Raw genomic sequence first — 19,465 nt, forward strand, 5'->3', positions numbered from 1 at the left:
CTCGCCCAGAGGTCAGCGCGGCGTGCCGATCACCGGCACATGCGGCGCTGCCGTGAGCGGCAGGATGCCTGCGAGACGCGGATCGTCGACGATCTCGATCTGACGCCGGAACGGCAGGAAGCCGGAGCGCTGGTAGAACGCCAGCGCCGAGGGATGATCGAAGGAACAGGTGTGCACCCAGACCCGCGAGACCGGCGCCGACCAGGCGCGCTCCAGCGCGCGGTTCATCAGCCAGCGCCCAGCGCCACTGCCGATCAGCGGCGCTGTGACACCGAAGAACGCCAGCTCACAGTCGCCCGGGGTGCGAAAGTCGAGCTCCAGCAGCCCTTCATCGTGGCCCTCGCTCTCCAGCGCGTACACCTCGACCTGAGGCGAGCGGAGAATCGCCGCGAGATCTGCATCCGGCATAACGAGGCGGGAATACCACAGCCAGTTTTCGCCGATCCGGCGATACAGCGCACGAAACCAGGCGAGGTCGGGCGAGACCACCCGCCGCAGCGACCAGTCGCCCTCGGGTCCACGATGCAGCGGCGGCAGCGCATGCATCTCGAGATGCGTCACCACCGCGGCGATCTTGCGGGCGGGCAGGTCGTGATAGTGGTCCGCGAGCATGGCGCCGGGCTATGCCAGGTCGTCCTCGCCGGGATCGCTGGCGAGCAGCCCCCTCACCGCACGGCTCCAGCCCTTGAGCTTGCGTTCCCGCGTCGCGTCACTCATGTTCGGCTTGAAGCGATGCTCGAGGCGCCAGTTGTCGGCAAAGCGCGCCGGCTCCGGATAGACCCCGGCGCCGAGGCCCGCGAGATAGGCCGCGCCGAGCGCGGTCGTCTCCTGGATCATCGGCCGGTCGACCGGCGCGTTGAGCAAATCGGCGAGGCGCTGCATGGTCCAGTCCGACGCGGTCATGCCGCCGTCGACGCGCAGCACCGTGCTCGCCTCGGTGGCCTCCGGCCAGTCGGCGCGCATCGCCGCCCACAGATCGTAGGTCTGGTAGCAGACGCTCTCCAGCGCCGCATGGGCGATCTCGGCCGGCCCGGTGTTGCGGGTCAGGCCGAACAGGCCGCCGCGCACCCGCGGATTCCAGTACGGCGCGCCGAGACCGACGAACGCCGGCACGAGATAGACCGACTGCATCGGATCGGACTGGTCCGCCAGCGGCCCGGTCTCCGCCGCACTCTTGATGATGCGCAGCCCATCGCGCAGCCATTGCACCGACGATCCCGCCACGAAGATCGAGCCTTCGAGTGCATAGGTGCGCTTGCCGTTGAGCTGATAGGCCACCGTGGTCAGGAGCTTGTTTTTGGAGGCGACCGGTGTCGTGCCGGTGTTGAGCAATGCGAAGCAGCCCGTGCCATAGGTCGACTTCATCATGCCCGGGGTGAAGCAGGCCTGGCCGATGGTCGCGGCCTGCTGGTCGCCGGCGATGCCGCGGATGGCAATCACGCCGTCGAACAGCTCCGGCGTGGTCTCGCCGAACAGCGCCGACGAATCCTTGACCTCCGGCAACATCGAGCGCGGTACGCGCAGGATCTTCAGGAGATCGTCGTCCCACACGCCGGTATGGATGTTGAACATCAGCGTGCGCGAGGCATTGGTCGCGTCGGTCGCATGCACCCGGCCGCCGGTGAGGCGCCACAGCAGGTAGCAATCGATGGTGCCGAACAGCAGTTCGCCACGCTCGGCTCGCACCCGCGCGCCGGGGGTATGATCGAGGATCCAGGCCACCTTCGTGCCGGAGAAGTAGGGATCGATGATCAGCCCGGTCTTCTCCATCACCAGCGGCTCATGCCCCTCGCCCTTGAGGCGGGTGCAGATCTCGGCGGTGCGGCGGTCCTGCCAGACGATGGCGCGGTGGACGGCCTGCCCGGTAGCGCGGTCCCACACCACCGTGGTCTCGCGCTGGTTGGTGATGCCGATGGCGGCGATGTCCGAGGCCAGCAGGTCGGCCTTGAGCAGCGCCTCGCGGCAGGTCGCGAGCGTCGAGGTCCAGATGTCCTCGGGCTCGTGCTCGACCCAGCCCGAGGCGGGGAAGTGTTGGGGGAATTCCTGCTGGGCCTGGGCGGCGATGGAAATGTCGGCGCGGAACACGATGGCGCGCGACGACGTCGTGCCCTGATCGATCGCCAGAATATGGGAGGCCATGACGTTTCCTCGCTTGCGTTCGGTTGATCTGCGCTTGGCTTTCACTTGGCGCTTTGAGCGCAAACAAAGCGATTGTCGCCGCCGCCGTCAAGGCGGCCGGACAAAACAAAGGCCCCGCGCGGGGGCCTTCCTCCCGATCTGACCCGGACGGGCTGCTCAGACCGACGCGGTGGTCACGCCACCATCGATCACGATGGTCTGCCCGGTCATGAAGGTGGACGCATCGGACGCGAGATAGGCGACCGCGCCGGCGATCTCGTGGGGCTCGCCGATCCGGCGCAGCGGCGTCGTCGCCGTGCGGCGCGTGAGGACGTCCTCGTTCTCCCACAGCGCGCGGGCAAAGTCGGTCTTCACAAGGCCGGGCGCGATGCAGTTCACCCGCACGTTCTTCGGCCCCCACTCGCCGGCGAGGCTACGGCACAGCGCGAAGTCCGCCGCCTTGGAGATGCCGTAGGCCCCGATCACGGTCGAGCCGCGCAGGCCGCCAATGCTGGAGATGATGACGACGGAGCCGCCGCCATGGGCGGCCATGCATGGAACGGCAAGTCCGCAGAGCCAGATGTTGCTCTTGACGTTGGCGCCCATGATCTTGTCGAACGCCTCGTCGCTGATGTCGAGCAGCGGGCCGTAATACGGATTGACCGCCGCATTGCAGACGAGTACGTCGAGCCGGCCATAGTGCGACAGCGTGTCGGCGACCAGCGCCGCGACCTCGTCGCGGCGGCTGATGTTGCAGGGAATGACATGGGCGTCGCCGCCGGCGGCCACGATGCCCGCGGCGACCGTCTCGCAGGCGTCGGCCTTGCGGCTCGAGATCACCACCTTGGCGCCCATCTGCGCCAACAGCTCAGCCGAGGCGCGGCCGATGCCGCGGCTCGAGCCAGTGACAATGGCGACCTTGCCGGTCAGATCGAACGGCGTTCCCTGCATGGCATCCCCAACTGTGGCGACGGGGCGAAGCCGCCCCGTCGTGTCGTGGTGTGCGGTAGCGCCTCAGTCGTTGAGCAGGCCACCCTGATCGCTGACGCGGCGCAGGTGATAGTCGGCATCGCCGAACAGGCTCTCGATCATGGTCAGCCGCTTGAAGTAGTGGCCGATCTTGAACTCCATGGTCATGCCGACGCCGCCATGAAGCTGGATCGACTGCTGGCCGACGAAGCGCGCCGAACGGCCGATCTGCACCTTGGCGGCGGCCACGGCCGTCGCCCGCTCCTTCGGATCGGTGTAGGTGCCCGCCATGGTCGCGAAGTACGACATGCTGCGGGCCTGCTCCAGCGCCACGAACATGTCGGATGCACGGTGCTGCAGCGACTGGAAGGTGCCGATCGCGACCCCGAACTGATTGCGGGTCTTGAGGTACTCGACCGTGGTTTTGAGCGATTCCTCCATCGCCCCGACCGCCTCGGCGCACAGCGCGATGCGGGCCTCGTCCACCACCCGCTCGATCAGCGGCAGGCCGTTCTCGGCATCGCCGATCACCGCATCGGCGCCGACCTCGACGCCCGAGAAGGTAATGTCGGCGGCACGCAGGCCGTCCTGGGTCGGATAGCCCTTGATGCTGACGCCCTTGGCGTTCGCAGGCACCAGAAACACACCGACCCCGGCGCGGTCGTGCCGGCCGCCCTTGGTGCGGGCGGTCACGATCAGGGTGTCGGCGGTGTCGCCATGGATCACGACGAATTTCTCGCCGTCGATGACATAACCGGCGCCGTTCTTCTTCGCCGTCGTGGTGACGTCGCCGAGGTCATAGCGCGAATTCTTCTCGAGCTGCGCAAACGCCAGCGTCTTCGAGCCGTCGATGATCGACGGCAGGTAGGCCGCCTTCTGCGCCGCCGAGCCGCCATGGCGCAGGAAACCGCCGCCCAGCACCACGGTCGCCAGATACGGCTCGAGCACCAGCGCCTTGCCGAGCGCCTCCATGACGATCATGGTCTCGACCGGACCGGCGCCAAAGCCGCCGTCCTCCTCGCTGAAAGGCAGGCCGAGCAGGCCCTGCTCGGCAAGCTTGCCCCACAGCGCGCGGCTCCAGCCGCTCTTTTCCGTCGCGTACTTCTTGCGCTGCTCGAAGTCGTAGGAGCTGCTCAGCAGCCCGTCCACGCTGTCCTTGAGCAGGCGCTGCTCCTCGGAGAGATCAAAATCCATAAGCCAATCCTCAAATCAGAGATCGCGGACCACAACCGCTCGGTCACAGACCGAGCACGGCCTTGGCGATGATGTTGCGCTGAATTTCGTTGGAGCCGCCGTAGATCGACACCTTGCGATAGTTGAAGTAGCCGGGTGCGATCTGGGTGGTCCAGTCGGCGAACTCGTTGCGGCCGGCCTCGTCGTCCGGCGCATAGGGCGCGGCGAACGGGCCGATCACATCGATCAGCAATTCGGTGATCGTCTGCTGGATTTCCGAGCCCTTGATCTTGAGAATAGAGGACGCCGGGTCCGGCTTGCCCCGACCGTTCTTGCTCTCGTTGGCGACGACCCGCATCTGGGTCAGTTCCAGCGCCTTGAGCTCGATCTCGGTCGTCGCCAGCCTCTCGCGGAAGCGAGCGTCCTCGATCAGCGGCTTGTCGCCCGCCATCACCTTGGAGGCGAGGTCCTTGATGCGACGGAGGCGCTCCTTCGACATGCCGACACGGGCGATGTTAGTGCGTTCGTTGCCGAGCAGGAACTTGGCATAATCCCAGCCCTTGTTCTCCTCGCCGACGAGGTTGGTCACTGGCACCTCGACATCGTCGAGGAACACCTCGTTGACCTCATGGCCGCCATCGATGGTCTGGATCGGGCGCACGGTGATGCCGCGCGACTTCATGTCGATCAGGATGAAGGAGATGCCGGTCTGCTTCTTGGCCGACGGGTCGGTACGGCAGAGGCAGAAAATCCAGTCGGCGTGCTGCGCCAGCGTGGTCCAGGTCTTCTGGCCGTTGACGATGTAGACATCGCCCTTGCGCTTGGCGGTGGTCTTCAGCGACGCGAGGTCGGATCCTGAACCAGGCTCGGAGAAGCCCTGGCACCACCAGTCATCGAGATTGGCGATGCGCGGCAGGTAGTATTTCTTCTGCTCCTCGTTGCCGAAGGTGTAGATCACCGGGCCGACCATGTTGACGCCGAACGGCAACGGGGGCGGCGCGGGTGCAGCCTGCAGCTCCTCGAGGAAGATGTACTGCTGAACAGGCGTCCAGCCAGTGCCGCCATACTGCTTGGGCCAGTGCGGCACCGCCCAGCCCTTCTTGTTCAGGATACGCTGCCAGTTGACCAGGTCGTCCTTGCTGGTGTGGCGGCCCTCCAGCAGCTTCTGACGTATCGCCGGCGGCACGCTTTCCTTGAAGAACGCGCGGACTTCGTCGCGGAACGCCAATTCGTCCTTGCTGAAACTGAGATCCATCGGAGTCTCCCTGAAATATCTTGGATGGGGTTGGCCGGCGCGTGGCCCGGAGCCGCGCGCCGGACGTGACGCTTACTGCACGATCTCGAACAGGCCGGCCGCGCCCATGCCGCCGCCGACGCACATCGTGACAACGCCATATTTAGCCTTGCGGCGGCGTCCTTCGATCAGCAGATGGCCGGTGAGACGCGCGCCAGTCATGCCGTAGGGATGGCCGACTGCGATCGCGCCGCCGTTGACGTTGAGCTTCTCGGGATCGATGCCAAGCTGGTCGCGGCAGTAGAGCACCTGCACGGCAAACGCCTCGTTCAGCTCCCACAGATCGATGTCCTCGATCTTGAGGCCATGGCGCTTGAGCAGGCGCGGAATCGCGAACACCGGGCCGATGCCCATCTCGTCCGGCTCGCAACCGGCGGACACGAAGCCGCGGAAGATGCCGAGCGGCTTCAGCCCGCGCTTCGCCGCCTCCTTGTCACTCATGATCACAGTGGCGCTGGCGCCGTCGGACAGCTGGCTGGCATTGCCGGCGGTAATGGTGAAGCCGTCGCCGCGCACGGCCTTGAGGCCGGCGAGGCCCTCCGCCGTGGTCTCCGGCCGCGGGCCTTCGTCCTGCGACAGCGTCACTTCCTTGTAGGAGATCGCGCCGGTCGCCTTGTCGGCGACTGCCATCGAGGTCTTGATCGGCGCGAGCTCGTCGTTGAACTTGCCGCCCTGCTGCGCGGCCGCGGTACGGCGCTGGCTCTCCAGCGAATATTCGTCCTGCTTCTCGCGCGAGATGTTGTAGCGCTTGGCCACCACCTCGGCGGTGTCGAGCATCGCCATGTAGACGTCCGGCTTGATCTTCATCAGTTCCGGATCGACCGCATGAAATTTGTTGGCGTGATCGTTCTGCACCAGGCTGATCGACTCGCCGCCACCGCCGACCGCAATCTCGACGCCGTCGAAGATCACCGAACGCGCCGCGAGCGCGATGGCCTGCAGGCCCGAAGCGCACTGCCGGTCGATGGTGGTGCCGGCGACGCCGACCGGCAGACCGGCGCGAAGCAGCGCCTTGCGCGCGATGTTGCCGCCGGTGGCGCCCTGCTGCAGGGCGGCGCCCATCACCACGTCCTCGATCTCGGCGGGGTCGACCTTGGCCCGCGCCACGGCTTCGCCGATGGCATGGCCGAGCAGGGTCGCGCCTTCGGTGTTGTTGAGCGCGCCACGATAGGCCTTGCCGATCGGGGTGCGGGCGGTGGAGACGATCACTGCATCGGTCATAACGGGTTACCTTGTTGCTGCGGTCTGGGAGGAGGAAGAAGATGAAGGCTGCTGGGAACGAAGTTCGTGGCGCGACAGCTTGCCGACCGTGGTGCGCGGCAGCTGGTCGCGGAATTCGAGCGCGGCCGGCAATTCGTGCTTGCCGATCTTGCCGGTCAGGAACGTGCGCAGGTCATCGAGCATGAACGGCGCGGCACCAGGCTTCAACGTCACGAAGGCCTTGGCCGCTTCGCCACGATATTCATCCGGCACGCCGAGCACGATCACCTCGTGCACGGCGGGATGCTCATAGATCGCCTGTTCGATCATCTGCGGGTAGACGTTGAAGCCACCGGAGATGATCATGTCCTTCTTGCGATCGACGAGATAGAAATATCCGTCGGCGTCCATGTAACCGATGTCGCCGGTCAGGAAACGATCGCCGATGAAGGCCTCGGCGGTCTCCTGCTCCCGCTTCCAGTATCCCTTGGTGACGTTCGGGCCGCGGATACGGATCTCGCCGGTCTCGCCGACCGGAAGTACGCGGCCGGGATCGCCGAGCGCGACCACGTCGATCTCGATACCCGGCAGCATCAGCCCGATCGAACCAGGCTTGTCCGGCCCACCCGACGGATGGCCCGTGCCGGGCGAGCAGGTTTCAGTCATGCCCCAACCGCTGCGCAGCTTCATCCCGGTCTTGTGCTCGAACACCTTCGCCACTTCCACCGGGAGCGGCGCACCACCAGAACCGCAGCTCACGAGCGACGACAGATCACGCCGGTCGAGATCAGGCAGGTTAGCGATGGCGATCCACATTGTCGGCACGCCCGGGAAAACGGTGGCGCGATGGACCTCGATGTCCCGCATCACCGCCTCAACATCGAAGCGTTGATGCAGCGAAATCAGGTTGCCGTCCTTGAGGTTGCGCAGCAGGATGACCGTCAGCGCATAGATGTGGAACAGCGGCAGCACGCAGATCACGCGCTCAACGGCGTCACCGCGTTCCGCACGGGCTGCGGTCCCCCACACATCATAGATACCGACCGCCGCGGTCAGATTGCGGTGGGTCAGCATTGCTCCCTTGGGCAATCCCGTAGTGCCGCCGGTGTACTGCAGCAGCGCGACGTCATCCGGAACAACCACCGGCCACTGCGCCGGCGCCACCGCGTCCCTGACGAATTCGCGGAAGGTGACGATCGCCGGCTGCTGCGGATAGGGCACCTTGGGGATCGGAGCCTCACCCCAATGCTCGTCCTCACAGATGATCAGGCGATCGATCAGCCCCTTGTCCAGGAGCTTGAGCGCCATCGGCAACAGCGCCGCGATGTTGCTGGTGACCAGCACCCGCGCGCCGCTGTCGCTGAGCTTGTGCGACAGCGTCCGCTCACCGTCGAGCGGACTGAGATGCACGATGCGGGCACCAGCCTTCAGGCCGCCGAAAAAATTGATGGGATGGTCCGGCGTGTTGCCCAGGAACAGCGCGATCGACGTTTCCTTGCCGCAGCCGGCGCGCAGGAACGCGGCTGCGGCCGCATCGACCAGCTTGCCCAGTTCGGCGAAGCTGATCGGCCGACCGCGAAATTCGAGCGCCGGCCGCGCCCCATAATCGGCCGCGGCCTGCGCCAGCAGGTCGGGAAGCGTGCCGAAAGGTATCGGCGCGCTCCAGCGTACCCCCTCGGGGTAGAACTTCTCACCCGGATAGGACATCGCGATCAGGCCGCCTTGGCAGCCCCCTTGGCGTAGGACGCGAACGTCTCACCCTGCTCCGCGAGCCGCTTGAGCAGCGGCGCCGGCTCGAGCGACGGATCGTTGGTCTGCTGGGCATAGAACGACAGCCGTTCGGCAATGTGCTTGAGCCCGACCTGATCGGCGTAGAACATCGGACCGCCGCGATAGACCGGCCAGCCATAGCCATACAGCCAGATCACATCGATGTCGCTGGGACGCGCTGCGATCTTCTCCTCGAGGATGCGCGCGCCCTCGTTGATCATCGGGTAGGTCATGCGCTCGAGGATCTCCTCGTCGCTGACCTCGCGACGCTTGAGGCCGAGGCGCGCGCAGGTCTCCTCGATCAGCTTCTCGACCTCGGGATCCGGCAGCGGCGCGCGCGAGCCCGCTTCATACTTGTAATACCCCTTGCCGGTCTTCTGGCCGAAGCGACCGGCTTCGCACAGCGCGTCCGCGATCTCCGACTTGATGCCGCGATCCTTGCGCGAGCGCCAGCCGATGTCGAGGCCGGCGAGGTCGCCCATGGCGAACGGCCCCATCGGCAGGCCGAACCTGGTCACCACCGCGTCGACCTGCTGCGGCAAGGCGCCTTCGAACAGCAGCTTCTCGGACTGCTTGCTGCGGGCCGCCAGCATGCGGTTGCCGACGAAACCGTCACAGACGCCGACCACGGCGGGCACCTTGGCGATGCGCTTGGCGATCGACACCGCGGTCACGAGCGCATCCGGCGCGGTCTTTTCGGCGCGCACGATCTCGCACAGCTTCATGACGTTGGCCGGGCTGAAGAAGTGCATGCCGAGGATGTCGGACGCGCGACTTGTCGTCGCAGCGATCTCGTTGATGTTGAGATACGAGGTGTTGCTGGCAAGCACCGCGCCGGGCTTGGCGAACTGCTCGAGCTTGCCGAACACCTCCTTCTTGACGGCCATGGTCTCGAACACAGCCTCGATGACGAGATCGGCATCCTTGACGTTTTCGAGGCCGACCACACCATTGATCAGCGCCATGCGCTTGGCCGGCGCATCCGCCGGAATGCCGCCGCGCGCCGCGGTTGCCTCGTAATTCTTCTGGATGATGCCGAGGCCGCGCTTGAGCTGCTCCTCGCCGGTCTCGATCAGCGTTACCGGAATGCCGGCATTGGCGAACGACATGGCGATGCCGCCACCCATGGTGCCGGCGCCGATGATGGCGACGCGTTCGACCTTGCGCGCCTTGGTGCCTTCCGGCACGCCGTCGATCTTGGTCGCCTCGCGCTCGGCAAAGAAGGCATGGCGCTGCGCCTTGGACTGATCACCGGCGACCAGCTTCATGAAGCTCTCGCGCTCGCGCTTCAAGGCTTCGTCGAACGGCACGTCGAACACCCAGCTCACGGCCTCGGCGCAGGCGAGCGGCGCATCAAGGCCACGGTTGCGCTTGTTAGCCGCAGCGGCCGCGTTGGTGAAGATGGAGCGGTCGGCCTTCGCCGCCGCGAGCTTGCTGTCGTCGTCGCGCAGCTTGCGCAGCGGCCGTTTCTCGGCCAGCACCTTGCGCGCGAACGCCTCACCGCCCGACGCCGGGCCTTCGACGATCTCTTCGATCAGGCCGTTCTTGAGTGCTTCCGCAGCTCCGATCGGATCGCCGGTGATGACCATCTTGACGCCGAGTTCCGGACCGACCGCGCGCGGCAACCGCTGGGTGCCGCCGGCGCCCGGCAGCAGCCCGAGCTTGACCTCCGGCAGGCCGAGCTTGGCGTCCTTTGTTGCAACGCGAAAATGACAGCCGAGCGCCACTTCGAGACCGCCACCAAGGGCGGTGCCGTGGATCGCGGCGATCACCGGCTTCGGGCAGTTCTCGATATCCGAGATGACCTCGCCGAGGCCCGGCGGCTTCGGCGGCTTGCCGAACTCCGTGATGTCGGCGCCGGCGATGAAGGTACGGCCGGCGCAGGTCAGCACGATGGCCTGCACCTGCGGATCGCTGCCGAGGCTCTTGATGGCCCCGCTGATGCCGCCGCGGACGGCCGCGCTGAGCGCGTTCACCGGAGGACTGTCGATCGTGACAATGGCAACCACATCGTGACGTTCAACCTTCACCACTTCACTCACGCTGCTCTCCTCGGACGATGTTTTTCTTGACCGGTTACGCGTTGGGTACGAATTCCTCAGCCCGGGCGGTAATTTATCACATTTCGCACTGCGGAATTCAATTTCACACCTTGACACGGAGGGTTATTTTGAAGAGCGTCCGTTGTCAACGAGGGCGGTGCGGCAAGTTTGATGAAGAGACCTGCGAAAAAGAGCGCGACCGATCGCAACTTTGTCGTCGCGCTGTCGCGAGGGCTCGACGTGCTGCGCGCATTTCGCCCCAATGACGGCCTGCTTGGCAACCAGGAAATCGCGGCGCGCACCAACCTGCCGAAGCCGACTGTCTCGCGCCTCACCTATACGTTGACCAAGCTTGGCTATCTCACCCAGGTTCCGCGGTTCGAAAAATATCAGCTGACCCCAGCGGCCATGGCGCTGGGCTATTCGGCGCTCGCCAATCTCGGCATCCGGCAGATGTCCGACCCGTTCCGTGACAAATTGATGCGGGAAACCGGCGGCGCTGTGGCGATTGGCGCCCGCGATCGCCTCAGCATGATCTATTTCGGCCAGAGCCGCAGCGACCTCACGGTCGGCGTGCTGCTCGACGTTGGCTCCAGGGTGCCAATTGCGACCACCGCGATGGGACGTGCCTATTTGTTGGCGTTGCCTGACGACGAGCGGACTGCCTTAATGCAGGACATCCGGGAGAACGTCGGCAGCCGCTGGTCGAAGGTCAAGGAGGGGATCGAGCGCGCTGGCGAGATGGTCGCAAGGCACGGTTTTGCGATTTCGGCCGGCGAGTGGCATGCGGACATTCACGCAGCGGGCGTTGCGCTGCGGCTGAACGACGGCACGGGGCCATACGCGTTCAATTGTGGCGCGCCGGCGTTCAAATTCTCGGAAGACCGCCTTATCAATGACATCGGCCCCCGGCTGGTGGCGATGGTGCAGAACATTGAAAAAGCGATGACCGGGCGCCCGCTGATCGGGCATCCGGTCGTACCAACGACCAATCACAATAATAAGAAACCGAAATCAGGAGGGAAAATTGCTCGAGAGGTTGAGGGAATCGACTAGCAGCCACGATCACGGAAACCGTGCTGCAGTGCCGGTGGGCGCGAGCCACGCGGCATGACGCTGGTCGATTCGTCGCAGGGGCCGTCGCCCCTGCTCTCCGTCCGTGACGTGAGCGTCACCTTCGGAGGCATCGTCGCGTTGAACGGCGTGTCGTTCGATATGCGTCAGGGCCATATTCTTGGCCTGATCGGTCCGAACGGCGCCGGCAAGACCACGCTTTTCAATTGCCTGAGCCGGCTCTACCAGCCGAGCCGCGGCGACATCCTGATGGAGGGCCGCAGCATCCTCCATCAGCAGCCGCACCGGATTCCGGACATCGGCATCGGACGCACGTTCCAGAACGTCGCGCTGTTCCACAATCTCTCGGTGTTCGACAATATCCGTGTCGGCGCCCACTCGCGCACCAGCAGCGATGCGATCAGCGACATGCTGAAGCTGCCCTGGGTGCGGCGCGAGGAGAAGGCGCTCGACGAGCGCGTGAGGGACATCGCCGACTATCTCGACCTGACCGACGTCGGGGATCGCCCGGTCGCCGGGCTGCCGTTCGGCACCCAGAAGCGCGTCGAGCTCGGCCGGGCGCTAGCCGCCGAGCCGAAGATCCTGCTGCTCGACGAACCCGCGGGCGGCCTCAATCACGAGGAAGTGTATGCCCTCGGCGACCTGATCCGCCGCCTCCGTGACCAGCGCGGCGTCTCGGTGCTGCTGGTCGAGCATCATATGGGCCTCGTGATGTCGATCGCCGATCATGTGGTCGCTCTCAACTTCGGCAGGAAGCTCGCGGAAGGCACGCCGGCTGCCGTGCAGTCCGACCCGGACGTGATCAAGGCATATCTGGGGAGCAAGGAATCATGAACCAGATGCTCGAGATCCAGGACCTGCGCGCCTATTATGGCCAGGTGCAGGCGCTGCACGGCGTGCAGCTCAGCCTCAGCGAAGGCAGCGTGACCACCCTCCTGGGCGCCAACGGCGCCGGCAAGACCACGACGCTGCGCTCGATCTGCAACATGATCCGCTCGACCGGCGCGATCCGGTTCGACGGCAAGCCTCTCGCCGGACGCTCGACGGAAAACATCGTCAAGCTCGGCATCGCCCATGTGCCGCAGGGCCGCGGCACCTTCACCCGCATGACGGTCGCCGAGAACCTGCAGCTCGGCGCCATCACCCGCGGCGACACCCGGGCGATCGCCGACGACATCGAGCGGATGTACGGCTACTTCCCGAAACTCAGGGAGCGGCGCGACCAGCAGGCTGGCACGCTGTCCGGCGGCGAACAGCAGATGCTGGCGGTCGCCCGGGCGCTGATGTTGCGGCCACGCCTGATGCTGCTCGACGAACCCTCGTTCGGCCTTGCGCCGCTGGTGGTTCGCGACCTGTTCGGCATTCTCGGGCGCATCAACCGCGAGCAGAAGGTGACGATCCTGGTGGTCGAGCAGAACGCGCAGCTCGCCCTCGAGATCGCGAGCCACGCCTATGTGATCGAGACCGGACGCATCGTGATGTCAGGCGACGCCAAAGAGATCGCCGACAATGAAGACATTCGCAAATCCTATCTGGGCTACTGAGGAGGCCGGCCATGGAGCTGTTCACCAACCAGGTGCTGGCTGGCATCGCCACCGGTGCGATCTACGCCTGCATGGCGCTCGCCGTGGTGATGATCTACCAGGCGATCGATCATCTGAACTTCGCCCAGGGCGAAATGGCGATGTTCTCGACGTTCATCGCCTGGCAATTGATGCAGTGGGGCGTACCGTACTGGATCGCGTTCCTGCTGACGCTGGCGATCTCGTTCGCCGGCGGCATCGTCATCGAGCGCGCCTTGTTCAAGCCGCTCGCCAACGCCCCGATCCTGACCCATGTCGCCGGCTTCATCGCGCTGTTTGCCATCCTCAACAGCGTCGCCGGCCTGACCTGGGACTTCACCATCAAGCAGTTCCCCTCGCCGTTCGGATCCAAGCCGTTCCTCGGCAGCCAGCTGATCTCGACCCATCAGGCCGGGATGATCGGCATCACCGCACTGCTGCTGACCCTGCTCTACATCTTCTTCCGCTACACCCGAATTGGCCTTGCGATGCGGGCGGCGGCCTCGGTGCCGGAATCGGCACGTCTGGTCGGCGTCAATGTCGGCTGGATGATCGCACTGGGCTGGGGCATGGCGGCCGCGATCGGCTCGATCGCCGGCATGCTGATCGCTCCGATCGTATTCCTCGAGCCCAACATGATGGGCGGCGTGCTGCTCTACGGCTTCGCATCCGCGGTACTCGGCGGGCTTACCAGCCCATTCGGCGCGGTGATCGGCGGTTTCCTGGTCGGCGTCTTCGAGAACCTGGTCGGCACCTATATCCCGGGTGTCGGCAATGAACTCAAGCTGCCAATCGCGCTGGCTCTGATCATCACCGTGCTTGTCGTGAAACCCAACGGCCTGTTCGGCCGCTCCGTCGTCCAGCGAGTTTGATCATGACCGCAGCTCAGGAAACCGTTGCCTCCACTCCCGCGGTCGGCGCTTCCGCCAGGAAATCGATGACGGTGAGCCGTGCCGGCTCGCTGATCATGCTGGTGTTGATGCTGATCGCGCCGCTGTTCGTGAAAAACTTCGTCATCTTCCAGTTCACCATGCTGCTGGTCTATGCGATCGCCATCATGGCGCTGAACATCCTGACCGGCGGCAGCGGCCAGTTCTCGCTGGGACAGAGCGCGTTCTACGCACTCGGCGCCTATACCGCTGCCGTCCTGATGGATTCCGCCAACGTCAACTATGTGCTGACATTGCCGGTCGCCGCCGTGGTGTGCTTCGCCTTCGGCTTCCTGTTCGGGCTGCCGGCGCTGCGGCTGTCGGGGGTCTATCTCGCACTCGCGACTTTCGCGCTGGCGACGGCGACGCCGCAACTGCTCAAGCTCGGCGTGTTCGAGCACTGGACCGGCGGCGTTCAGGGCCTCGTCATCACCAAGCCCGATGCTCCGTTCGGCCTGCCGATGTCGCAGGACATGTGGCTGTACTACTTCACGCTGGCAGTCGGGCTCGTGATCTATACGGCCTCGGTCAATCTGCTGCACTCGCGCACCGGACGCGCCATGATGGCGATCCGCGACAACCAGATCGCGGCGTCTGCGCTCGGCGTCAACCTCGCGCTGTACAAGACGCTGGCGTTCGGCATCAGCGCCGCCTTCACCGGCGTCGCAGGCGCGCTCGGCGCCATCGTGGTGCAGTTCGTGGCGCCGGACGGCTACAACATCCAGCTCGCGATCGCGATCTTCCTTGGCATGGTGGTCGGGGGCGTCGGCTGGCTGCCCGGCTCGCTGGCGGGTGCGGCCTTCATCGTGTTCGTCCCCAATATCGCCGAAAGCATCTCCAAGGGGTTGTCGGGTGCGGTGTTCGGCGTGCTGTTGATCATCGTGATCTTCGTGCTACCGCGCGGCGCGCGGCAGGTTGCCCAATACCTGGAAGTCGCCATCAAGAAACTGAGCAGAACCTGAAGGAGTACCCGAGACGATGACGACCCGTTCCACCTTCATCGGCCTGTCGGCGGCGATCGCGGCCCTGGCGCTGACCAGCGGCACCGCGCTTGCCCAGAAGAAGTACGACACCGGTGCGACCGATACTGAAATCAAGATCGGCAACATCATGCCCTATAGCGGGCCGGCATCCGCTTATGGCGTGATCGGCAAGACCGAAGCCGCTTATTTCAATATGATCAACGAGCAGGGTGGCATCAACGGGCGCAAGATCAACTTTGTGACCTATGACGACGGCTACAGCCCACCGAAGGCGGTCGAGCAGGCTCGCAAGCTGGTGGAAAGCGACGAGGTGCTGTTCATCTTCGGCCCGCTCGGAACGGCCTCCAACTCCGCCATCCAGAAGTACATGAATGCCAAGAAGGTGCCGCAGCTGTTCGTCGCCACCGGCGCGACCAAGTTCGGCGATGCCAAGGACTTCCCCTGGACGATGGGCTGGCAGCCCGCCTACCAGAGCGAAGGGCGCATCTACGCGAAATACCTGCTGTCGGCGAAACCCGACGCCAAGGTCGCGATCATGTTTCAGAACGACGACTTCGGCAAAGACCTGCTGAAGGGCTTCAAGGACGGGCTCGGCGCCAAGACCTCGCTGATCATTGCCGAGGACAGCTACGAGGTCTCTGAGCCGACCATCGATTCCCACATCGTCAAGCTGAAGGCATCGGGCGCCGATACCTTCATCAGCATTACCACGCCGAAGTTCGCGGCACAGGCGATCAAGAAGGTCGCCGAGATCGGCTGGAAGCCGCTGTACTTCCAGAGCAACGTCGGCGCCTCGGTCGGCAGCGTGCTGAAGCCCGCCGGGTTCGAAAACGCGCAGGATATCCTGTCCGCTGCCTACGCCAAGGATGGCGCCGATGCGCAGTGGGACAACGACGAAGGCATGAAGAAGTTTTATGCCTTCCTCGCCAAGTATGCCCCCGACGCCAACCGGACGGACGCCTCGGTGGTGTACGGCTATGGCCAGGCTCAGACGGTCGTCCAGGTGCTCAAGCAGGCGGGCGACACCCTCACCCGCGAGAACATCATGAAGCAGGCCGCGAACCTCAAGGACTTCGCGCCTGACACCCTGCTGCCTGGCATCAGGATCAACACCAGCCCGACCGATTTCTTCCCCATCGAGCAGCTGCAGATGAACCGTTTCAAGGGCGAGAAGTGGGAGCTGTTCGGGCCGATCATCAATGGTGAGATCGGCGGCTGACAACCCAAGGCTGCACGCGCGGCCATCGACATCCGTAGCGACAGCGACAAAACGCCAGGCCCCCGGTGACATCGTCACCGGGGGCTTTTTCTTGAAGGCGCGGGGTAACGGGTATTCAATATCGCGCAAGAAGCCCGGCAGAGGCTTCGACTGACATGACACATCATCGAAAGGGAGAAACCGAAAAATGTCCTGCGTCCCGCGACGACTGGCGGCGTTTTCGATCGCCACCATCCTCCTGACCGCAAGCAGCGGCGCTGTGCTCGCCCAGAAGAAATACGACCCCGGTGCCAGCGATACCGAAATCAAGGTCGGCAACATCATGCCCTACAGCGGTCCCGCCTCCGCCTATGGCGTGATCGGCAAGACGGAGGAGGCTTACTTTCGCAAGATCAATGCCGCTGGCGGCATCAACGGCCGCAAGATCAACTTCATCTCCTATGACGATGCCTACAGTCCGCCGAAAGCCGTCGAGCAGGCGCGCAAGCTTGTCGAAGGCGACGAGGTGTTGCTGATATTCAATCCGCTGGGCACGCCGTCCAACTCGGCGATTCAGAAGTACATGAACAGCAAGAAAGTGCCGCAGCTGTTCGTCGCCACCGGCGCCACCAAGTGGAACGATCCGAAGGAGTTTCCCTGGACCATGGGCTGGCAGCCCAGCTACCAGGCCGAAACCCGCATCTACGCCAAGTACCTGTTGAAAGAGAAGCCGGGCGCAAAGATCGCGGTGCTCTACCAGAACGACGACTATGGCAAAGACTACCTGAAGGGCCTGAAGGACGGCCTCGGCGACAAGGCCGCCTCGATGATCGTGATCGAGGAGCCCTATGAGGTGTCCGAGCCGACCATCGACTCGCACATCGTCAAGATGAAGTCGCTGAACGCCGACGTCTTCGTCAACATCACGACGCCGAAGTTCGCCGCGCAGGCGATCAAGAAGGTTGCCGAAATCGGCTGGAAGCCGCTCCACTTCCTCAACAACGTCAGCGCATCGATCGGCAGCGTCATCAAGCCGGCCGGCTTCGAGAACGCCCAGGACATCATCTCAGTCGCCTATCTGCAGGATGCGCTCGATCCGCAATGGAAGGACCATCCCGGCATGAAGACGTTCGACGAGTTCCTCGCCAAGGATTTCCCCGAGGGCAATCGCGCCGACGCATCCGTCATGGTCGGTTACAACGTTGCCCAGACCCTGGTGCAGGTGCTCAAGCAGTGCGGCGACAACCTCACACGGGATAACGTCATGAGGCAGGCAGCCAGCCTGCAGGGCTTCGCCACCACCAACCTGCTGCCTGGCATCACCATCAAGACGAGCCCCACCGATTTCGCACCGATCGAGCAGGTGCAGTTGCAACGCTTCAAGGGCGAACGCTGGGAACTGTTCGGGCCGATCATGAGCGGCGAGGCGGGTGGCTGACCACCGTCGCAGCCGCACCAGCATCCGATGCCTCGGCAACCATCGTTGCCGGGGCTTTTTTTCCGCCTGCCCCTGATCCGGCCCGATCGCCCCGTCCGACGCCCGCCGAAGCCCTGTTGGAAAATCCGGAAACCTGCTAAGGATCGGGTGCGTCCGCGCCTGCACCCGGTTCCGGGCGACGCCAAGAAAAGCGCAACAAACAGGTCTCAGGGCCTTCAGGGAAACGCTGCGGCGTTTTCAATCCAGAACAAGACACCATGTTGTTGCCACCGCGCCGCACAAGCAGCGCGAGCAGAGGAATGCGCCGACCATGCACGTGATCACCAGCCCACCCGGGACTAACACCCCGCGCCCGCCTTCCGCTCCACAGCCCCTCCGACCGACAAGCCTCGCATGACCGATCACCGCCCCCTGCTCCGTTCGATCTTTGATGCCGCCGTCGCCGCCGCCCATCCCGACCGGGTCCTCGCCGCCCATCTGCCGCCGGCGCCCAAAGGACGGGTGATCTGTCTCGCCGCCGGCAAGGCCGCCGCCGCCATGGCCGCCGCTGCGGAAGCCTATTATCTCGACCGGCTCGGGCTCGATCCGGCCCGGCTGTCGGGCCTTGCCACCACCCGCCACGGCCATGGCGTGCCGACGCGACGCATCCGCGTGGTCGAGGCTGGCCATCCCGTGCCGGACGAAGCCGGCCTGAAGGCTGCCGACGACACGCTGAAGCTGGCCGCCGAGGCGACCGCCGACGACCTCGTGCTGGTGCTGATTTCCGGAGGCGGCTCGGCCAACTGGATCGCCCCGGCAGAGGGCGTCACGTTCGCGCAGAAGCAGCAGGTCAACAAGGCACTGCTGCGCTCCGGTGCACCGATCGGCGAGATGAACACCGTGCGCAAGCATCTCTCCCGCATCAAGGGCGGACGACTCGCCCGCGCCGCCTATCCCGCGACGATCGTCACGCTCGGCATCTCTGACGTGCCGCACGACGACCCGGCGGTGATCGCCTCCGGCCCGACCGTTCCGGACACCTCCACGCTGGCGGATGCCCGCGCCATCATCACGCGCTACAATTTGCCTGTCGACGACGCCGTCCGTCGTGCGCTCGACGATCCCCGCAACGAAACCTGCAAGCCGGACGATCCCGCCTTTGCCCGCGCCCGCTTCGAACTGATCGGCCGTCCCCGCGAGTCGATCGATGCGGCGGTGCTGGCGGCCCGCAACGCCGGTTACGAGGTGGTCGACCTCGGCGCTGACCTCGAAGGCGAGGCCCGCACCGTCGCCGCCGCGCACGCTCAGATGGCGCTGAAGGCACGCGCCGAAGGGCGCCAGCTCGCGATCCTGTCAGGCGGCGAACTCACCGTCACCGTCACCGGCCACGGCCGCGGCGGCCCCAACCAGGAATATGCCCTGGCGCTGATCGCAGCCTTCGCCGAAACCAAGGGAATTTCGGCACTCGCCGCCGACACCGACGGCGCCGATGGCGGCGCGGGCTCGCCCACTGATCCAGCCGGCGCCATGATCGACCAGCGCACATTCGATGCCGTGCGCCGCCTGAAGCTCGATCCGGCCGCCTATCTCGCTGACAATGACGCGACGGGTTTCTTTGCCGCGACCGGCGATCTCCTGATCACCGGCCCGACACTGACCAACGTCAACGACGTGCGCGTCATCCTGGTGGACCGGATCTGATCCCGGCGCCATTGCGATGCATCCCCGGCGACCCC

16 protein-coding genes are annotated in these 19,465 nt (G+C 65.0%); 8 read left to right on the top strand and 8 right to left on the bottom strand.

Annotated features, from left to right (window positions below):
* Positions 1-12: 12 nt before the first annotated feature.
* The 8 genes from AB4Z37_RS25050 to AB4Z37_RS25085 form a co-directional block, all read right to left on the bottom strand.
* Positions 13-612, bottom strand: a complete 600-nt coding sequence (locus tag AB4Z37_RS25050) for a GNAT family N-acetyltransferase (RefSeq protein ID WP_441519457.1) — start codon at positions 610-612, stop codon at positions 13-15.
* A gap of 9 nt (positions 613-621) precedes the next feature.
* On the bottom strand, positions 622-2,139 hold the full coding sequence (glpK, locus tag AB4Z37_RS25055) for a glycerol kinase GlpK (RefSeq protein ID WP_441519458.1): 1,518 nt from the start codon (positions 2,137-2,139) through the stop codon (positions 622-624).
* A gap of 156 nt (positions 2,140-2,295) precedes the next feature.
* Positions 2,296-3,069: an SDR family NAD(P)-dependent oxidoreductase gene (locus AB4Z37_RS25060; protein ID WP_441519459.1), complete on the bottom strand. Its 774-nt coding sequence runs from the start codon at positions 3,067-3,069 to the stop codon at positions 2,296-2,298.
* A 63-nt stretch (positions 3,070-3,132) separates the two neighbouring features.
* Positions 3,133-4,281 carry a pimeloyl-CoA dehydrogenase small subunit gene (pimD, locus tag AB4Z37_RS25065; protein WP_441519460.1) on the bottom strand — a complete coding sequence of 383 codons (1,149 nt, stop codon included), beginning with the start codon at positions 4,279-4,281 and terminating at the stop codon, positions 3,133-3,135.
* 43 nt (positions 4,282-4,324) lie between these two features.
* A complete protein-coding gene (pimC, locus tag AB4Z37_RS25070; protein WP_441519461.1) occupies positions 4,325-5,515 on the bottom strand; it encodes a pimeloyl-CoA dehydrogenase large subunit in 1,191 nt (396 codons plus the stop codon).
* 72 nt (positions 5,516-5,587) lie between these two features.
* Positions 5,588-6,775, bottom strand: a complete 1,188-nt coding sequence (locus AB4Z37_RS25075) for an acetyl-CoA C-acyltransferase (protein ID WP_441519462.1) — start codon at positions 6,773-6,775, stop codon at positions 5,588-5,590.
* A 6-nt stretch (positions 6,776-6,781) separates the two neighbouring features.
* The gene (pimA, locus tag AB4Z37_RS25080; protein WP_441519463.1) at positions 6,782-8,461 is read right to left on the bottom strand and encodes a dicarboxylate--CoA ligase PimA; all 1,680 of its coding nucleotides are present in this window, start codon (positions 8,459-8,461) and stop codon (positions 6,782-6,784) included.
* 5 nt (positions 8,462-8,466) lie between these two features.
* Positions 8,467-10,566, bottom strand: a complete 2,100-nt coding sequence (locus AB4Z37_RS25085; protein WP_441519464.1) for a 3-hydroxyacyl-CoA dehydrogenase NAD-binding domain-containing protein — start codon at positions 10,564-10,566, stop codon at positions 8,467-8,469.
* A gap of 171 nt (positions 10,567-10,737) precedes the next feature.
* On the opposite strand from AB4Z37_RS25085, the gene AB4Z37_RS25090 reads away from it, so the two are divergent.
* From AB4Z37_RS25090 to AB4Z37_RS25125, 8 genes are all read left to right on the top strand, one after another.
* Complete coding sequence (locus tag AB4Z37_RS25090) at positions 10,738-11,622, top strand: IclR family transcriptional regulator (protein WP_441519465.1); 885 nt, start codon at positions 10,738-10,740, stop codon at positions 11,620-11,622.
* A 54-nt stretch (positions 11,623-11,676) separates the two neighbouring features.
* On the top strand, positions 11,677-12,474 hold the full coding sequence (locus tag AB4Z37_RS25095; protein WP_441519466.1) for an ABC transporter ATP-binding protein: 798 nt from the start codon (positions 11,677-11,679) through the stop codon (positions 12,472-12,474).
* Complete coding sequence (locus AB4Z37_RS25100) at positions 12,471-13,184, top strand: ABC transporter ATP-binding protein (protein WP_441519467.1); 714 nt, start codon at positions 12,471-12,473, stop codon at positions 13,182-13,184. Before AB4Z37_RS25095 ends, AB4Z37_RS25100 begins: the two co-directional genes overlap by 4 nt.
* An 11-nt stretch (positions 13,185-13,195) precedes the next feature.
* Positions 13,196-14,074, top strand: coding sequence for a branched-chain amino acid ABC transporter permease (locus tag AB4Z37_RS25105; RefSeq protein WP_441519468.1), 879 nt, complete (start codon positions 13,196-13,198; stop codon positions 14,072-14,074).
* Positions 14,075-14,076: 2 nt separating this feature from the next.
* Complete coding sequence (locus AB4Z37_RS25110) at positions 14,077-15,093, top strand: branched-chain amino acid ABC transporter permease (RefSeq protein WP_441519469.1); 1,017 nt, start codon at positions 14,077-14,079, stop codon at positions 15,091-15,093.
* A 16-nt stretch (positions 15,094-15,109) separates the two neighbouring features.
* Complete coding sequence (locus AB4Z37_RS25115; RefSeq protein ID WP_441519470.1) at positions 15,110-16,333, top strand: ABC transporter substrate-binding protein; 1,224 nt, start codon at positions 15,110-15,112, stop codon at positions 16,331-16,333.
* 187 nt (positions 16,334-16,520) lie between these two features.
* Positions 16,521-17,750, top strand: a complete 1,230-nt coding sequence (locus AB4Z37_RS25120; protein ID WP_441519471.1) for an ABC transporter substrate-binding protein — start codon at positions 16,521-16,523, stop codon at positions 17,748-17,750.
* 393 nt (positions 17,751-18,143) lie between these two features.
* Positions 18,144-19,430 carry a glycerate kinase type-2 family protein gene (locus AB4Z37_RS25125; RefSeq protein WP_441519472.1) on the top strand — a complete coding sequence of 429 codons (1,287 nt, stop codon included), beginning with the start codon at positions 18,144-18,146 and terminating at the stop codon, positions 19,428-19,430.
* The last annotated feature ends 35 nt before the right edge of the window (positions 19,431-19,465 follow it).

The organism is Bradyrhizobium sp. 2TAF24, from assembly GCF_052115025.1.
Taxonomy (GTDB): domain Bacteria; phylum Pseudomonadota; class Alphaproteobacteria; order Rhizobiales; family Xanthobacteraceae; genus Bradyrhizobium_A.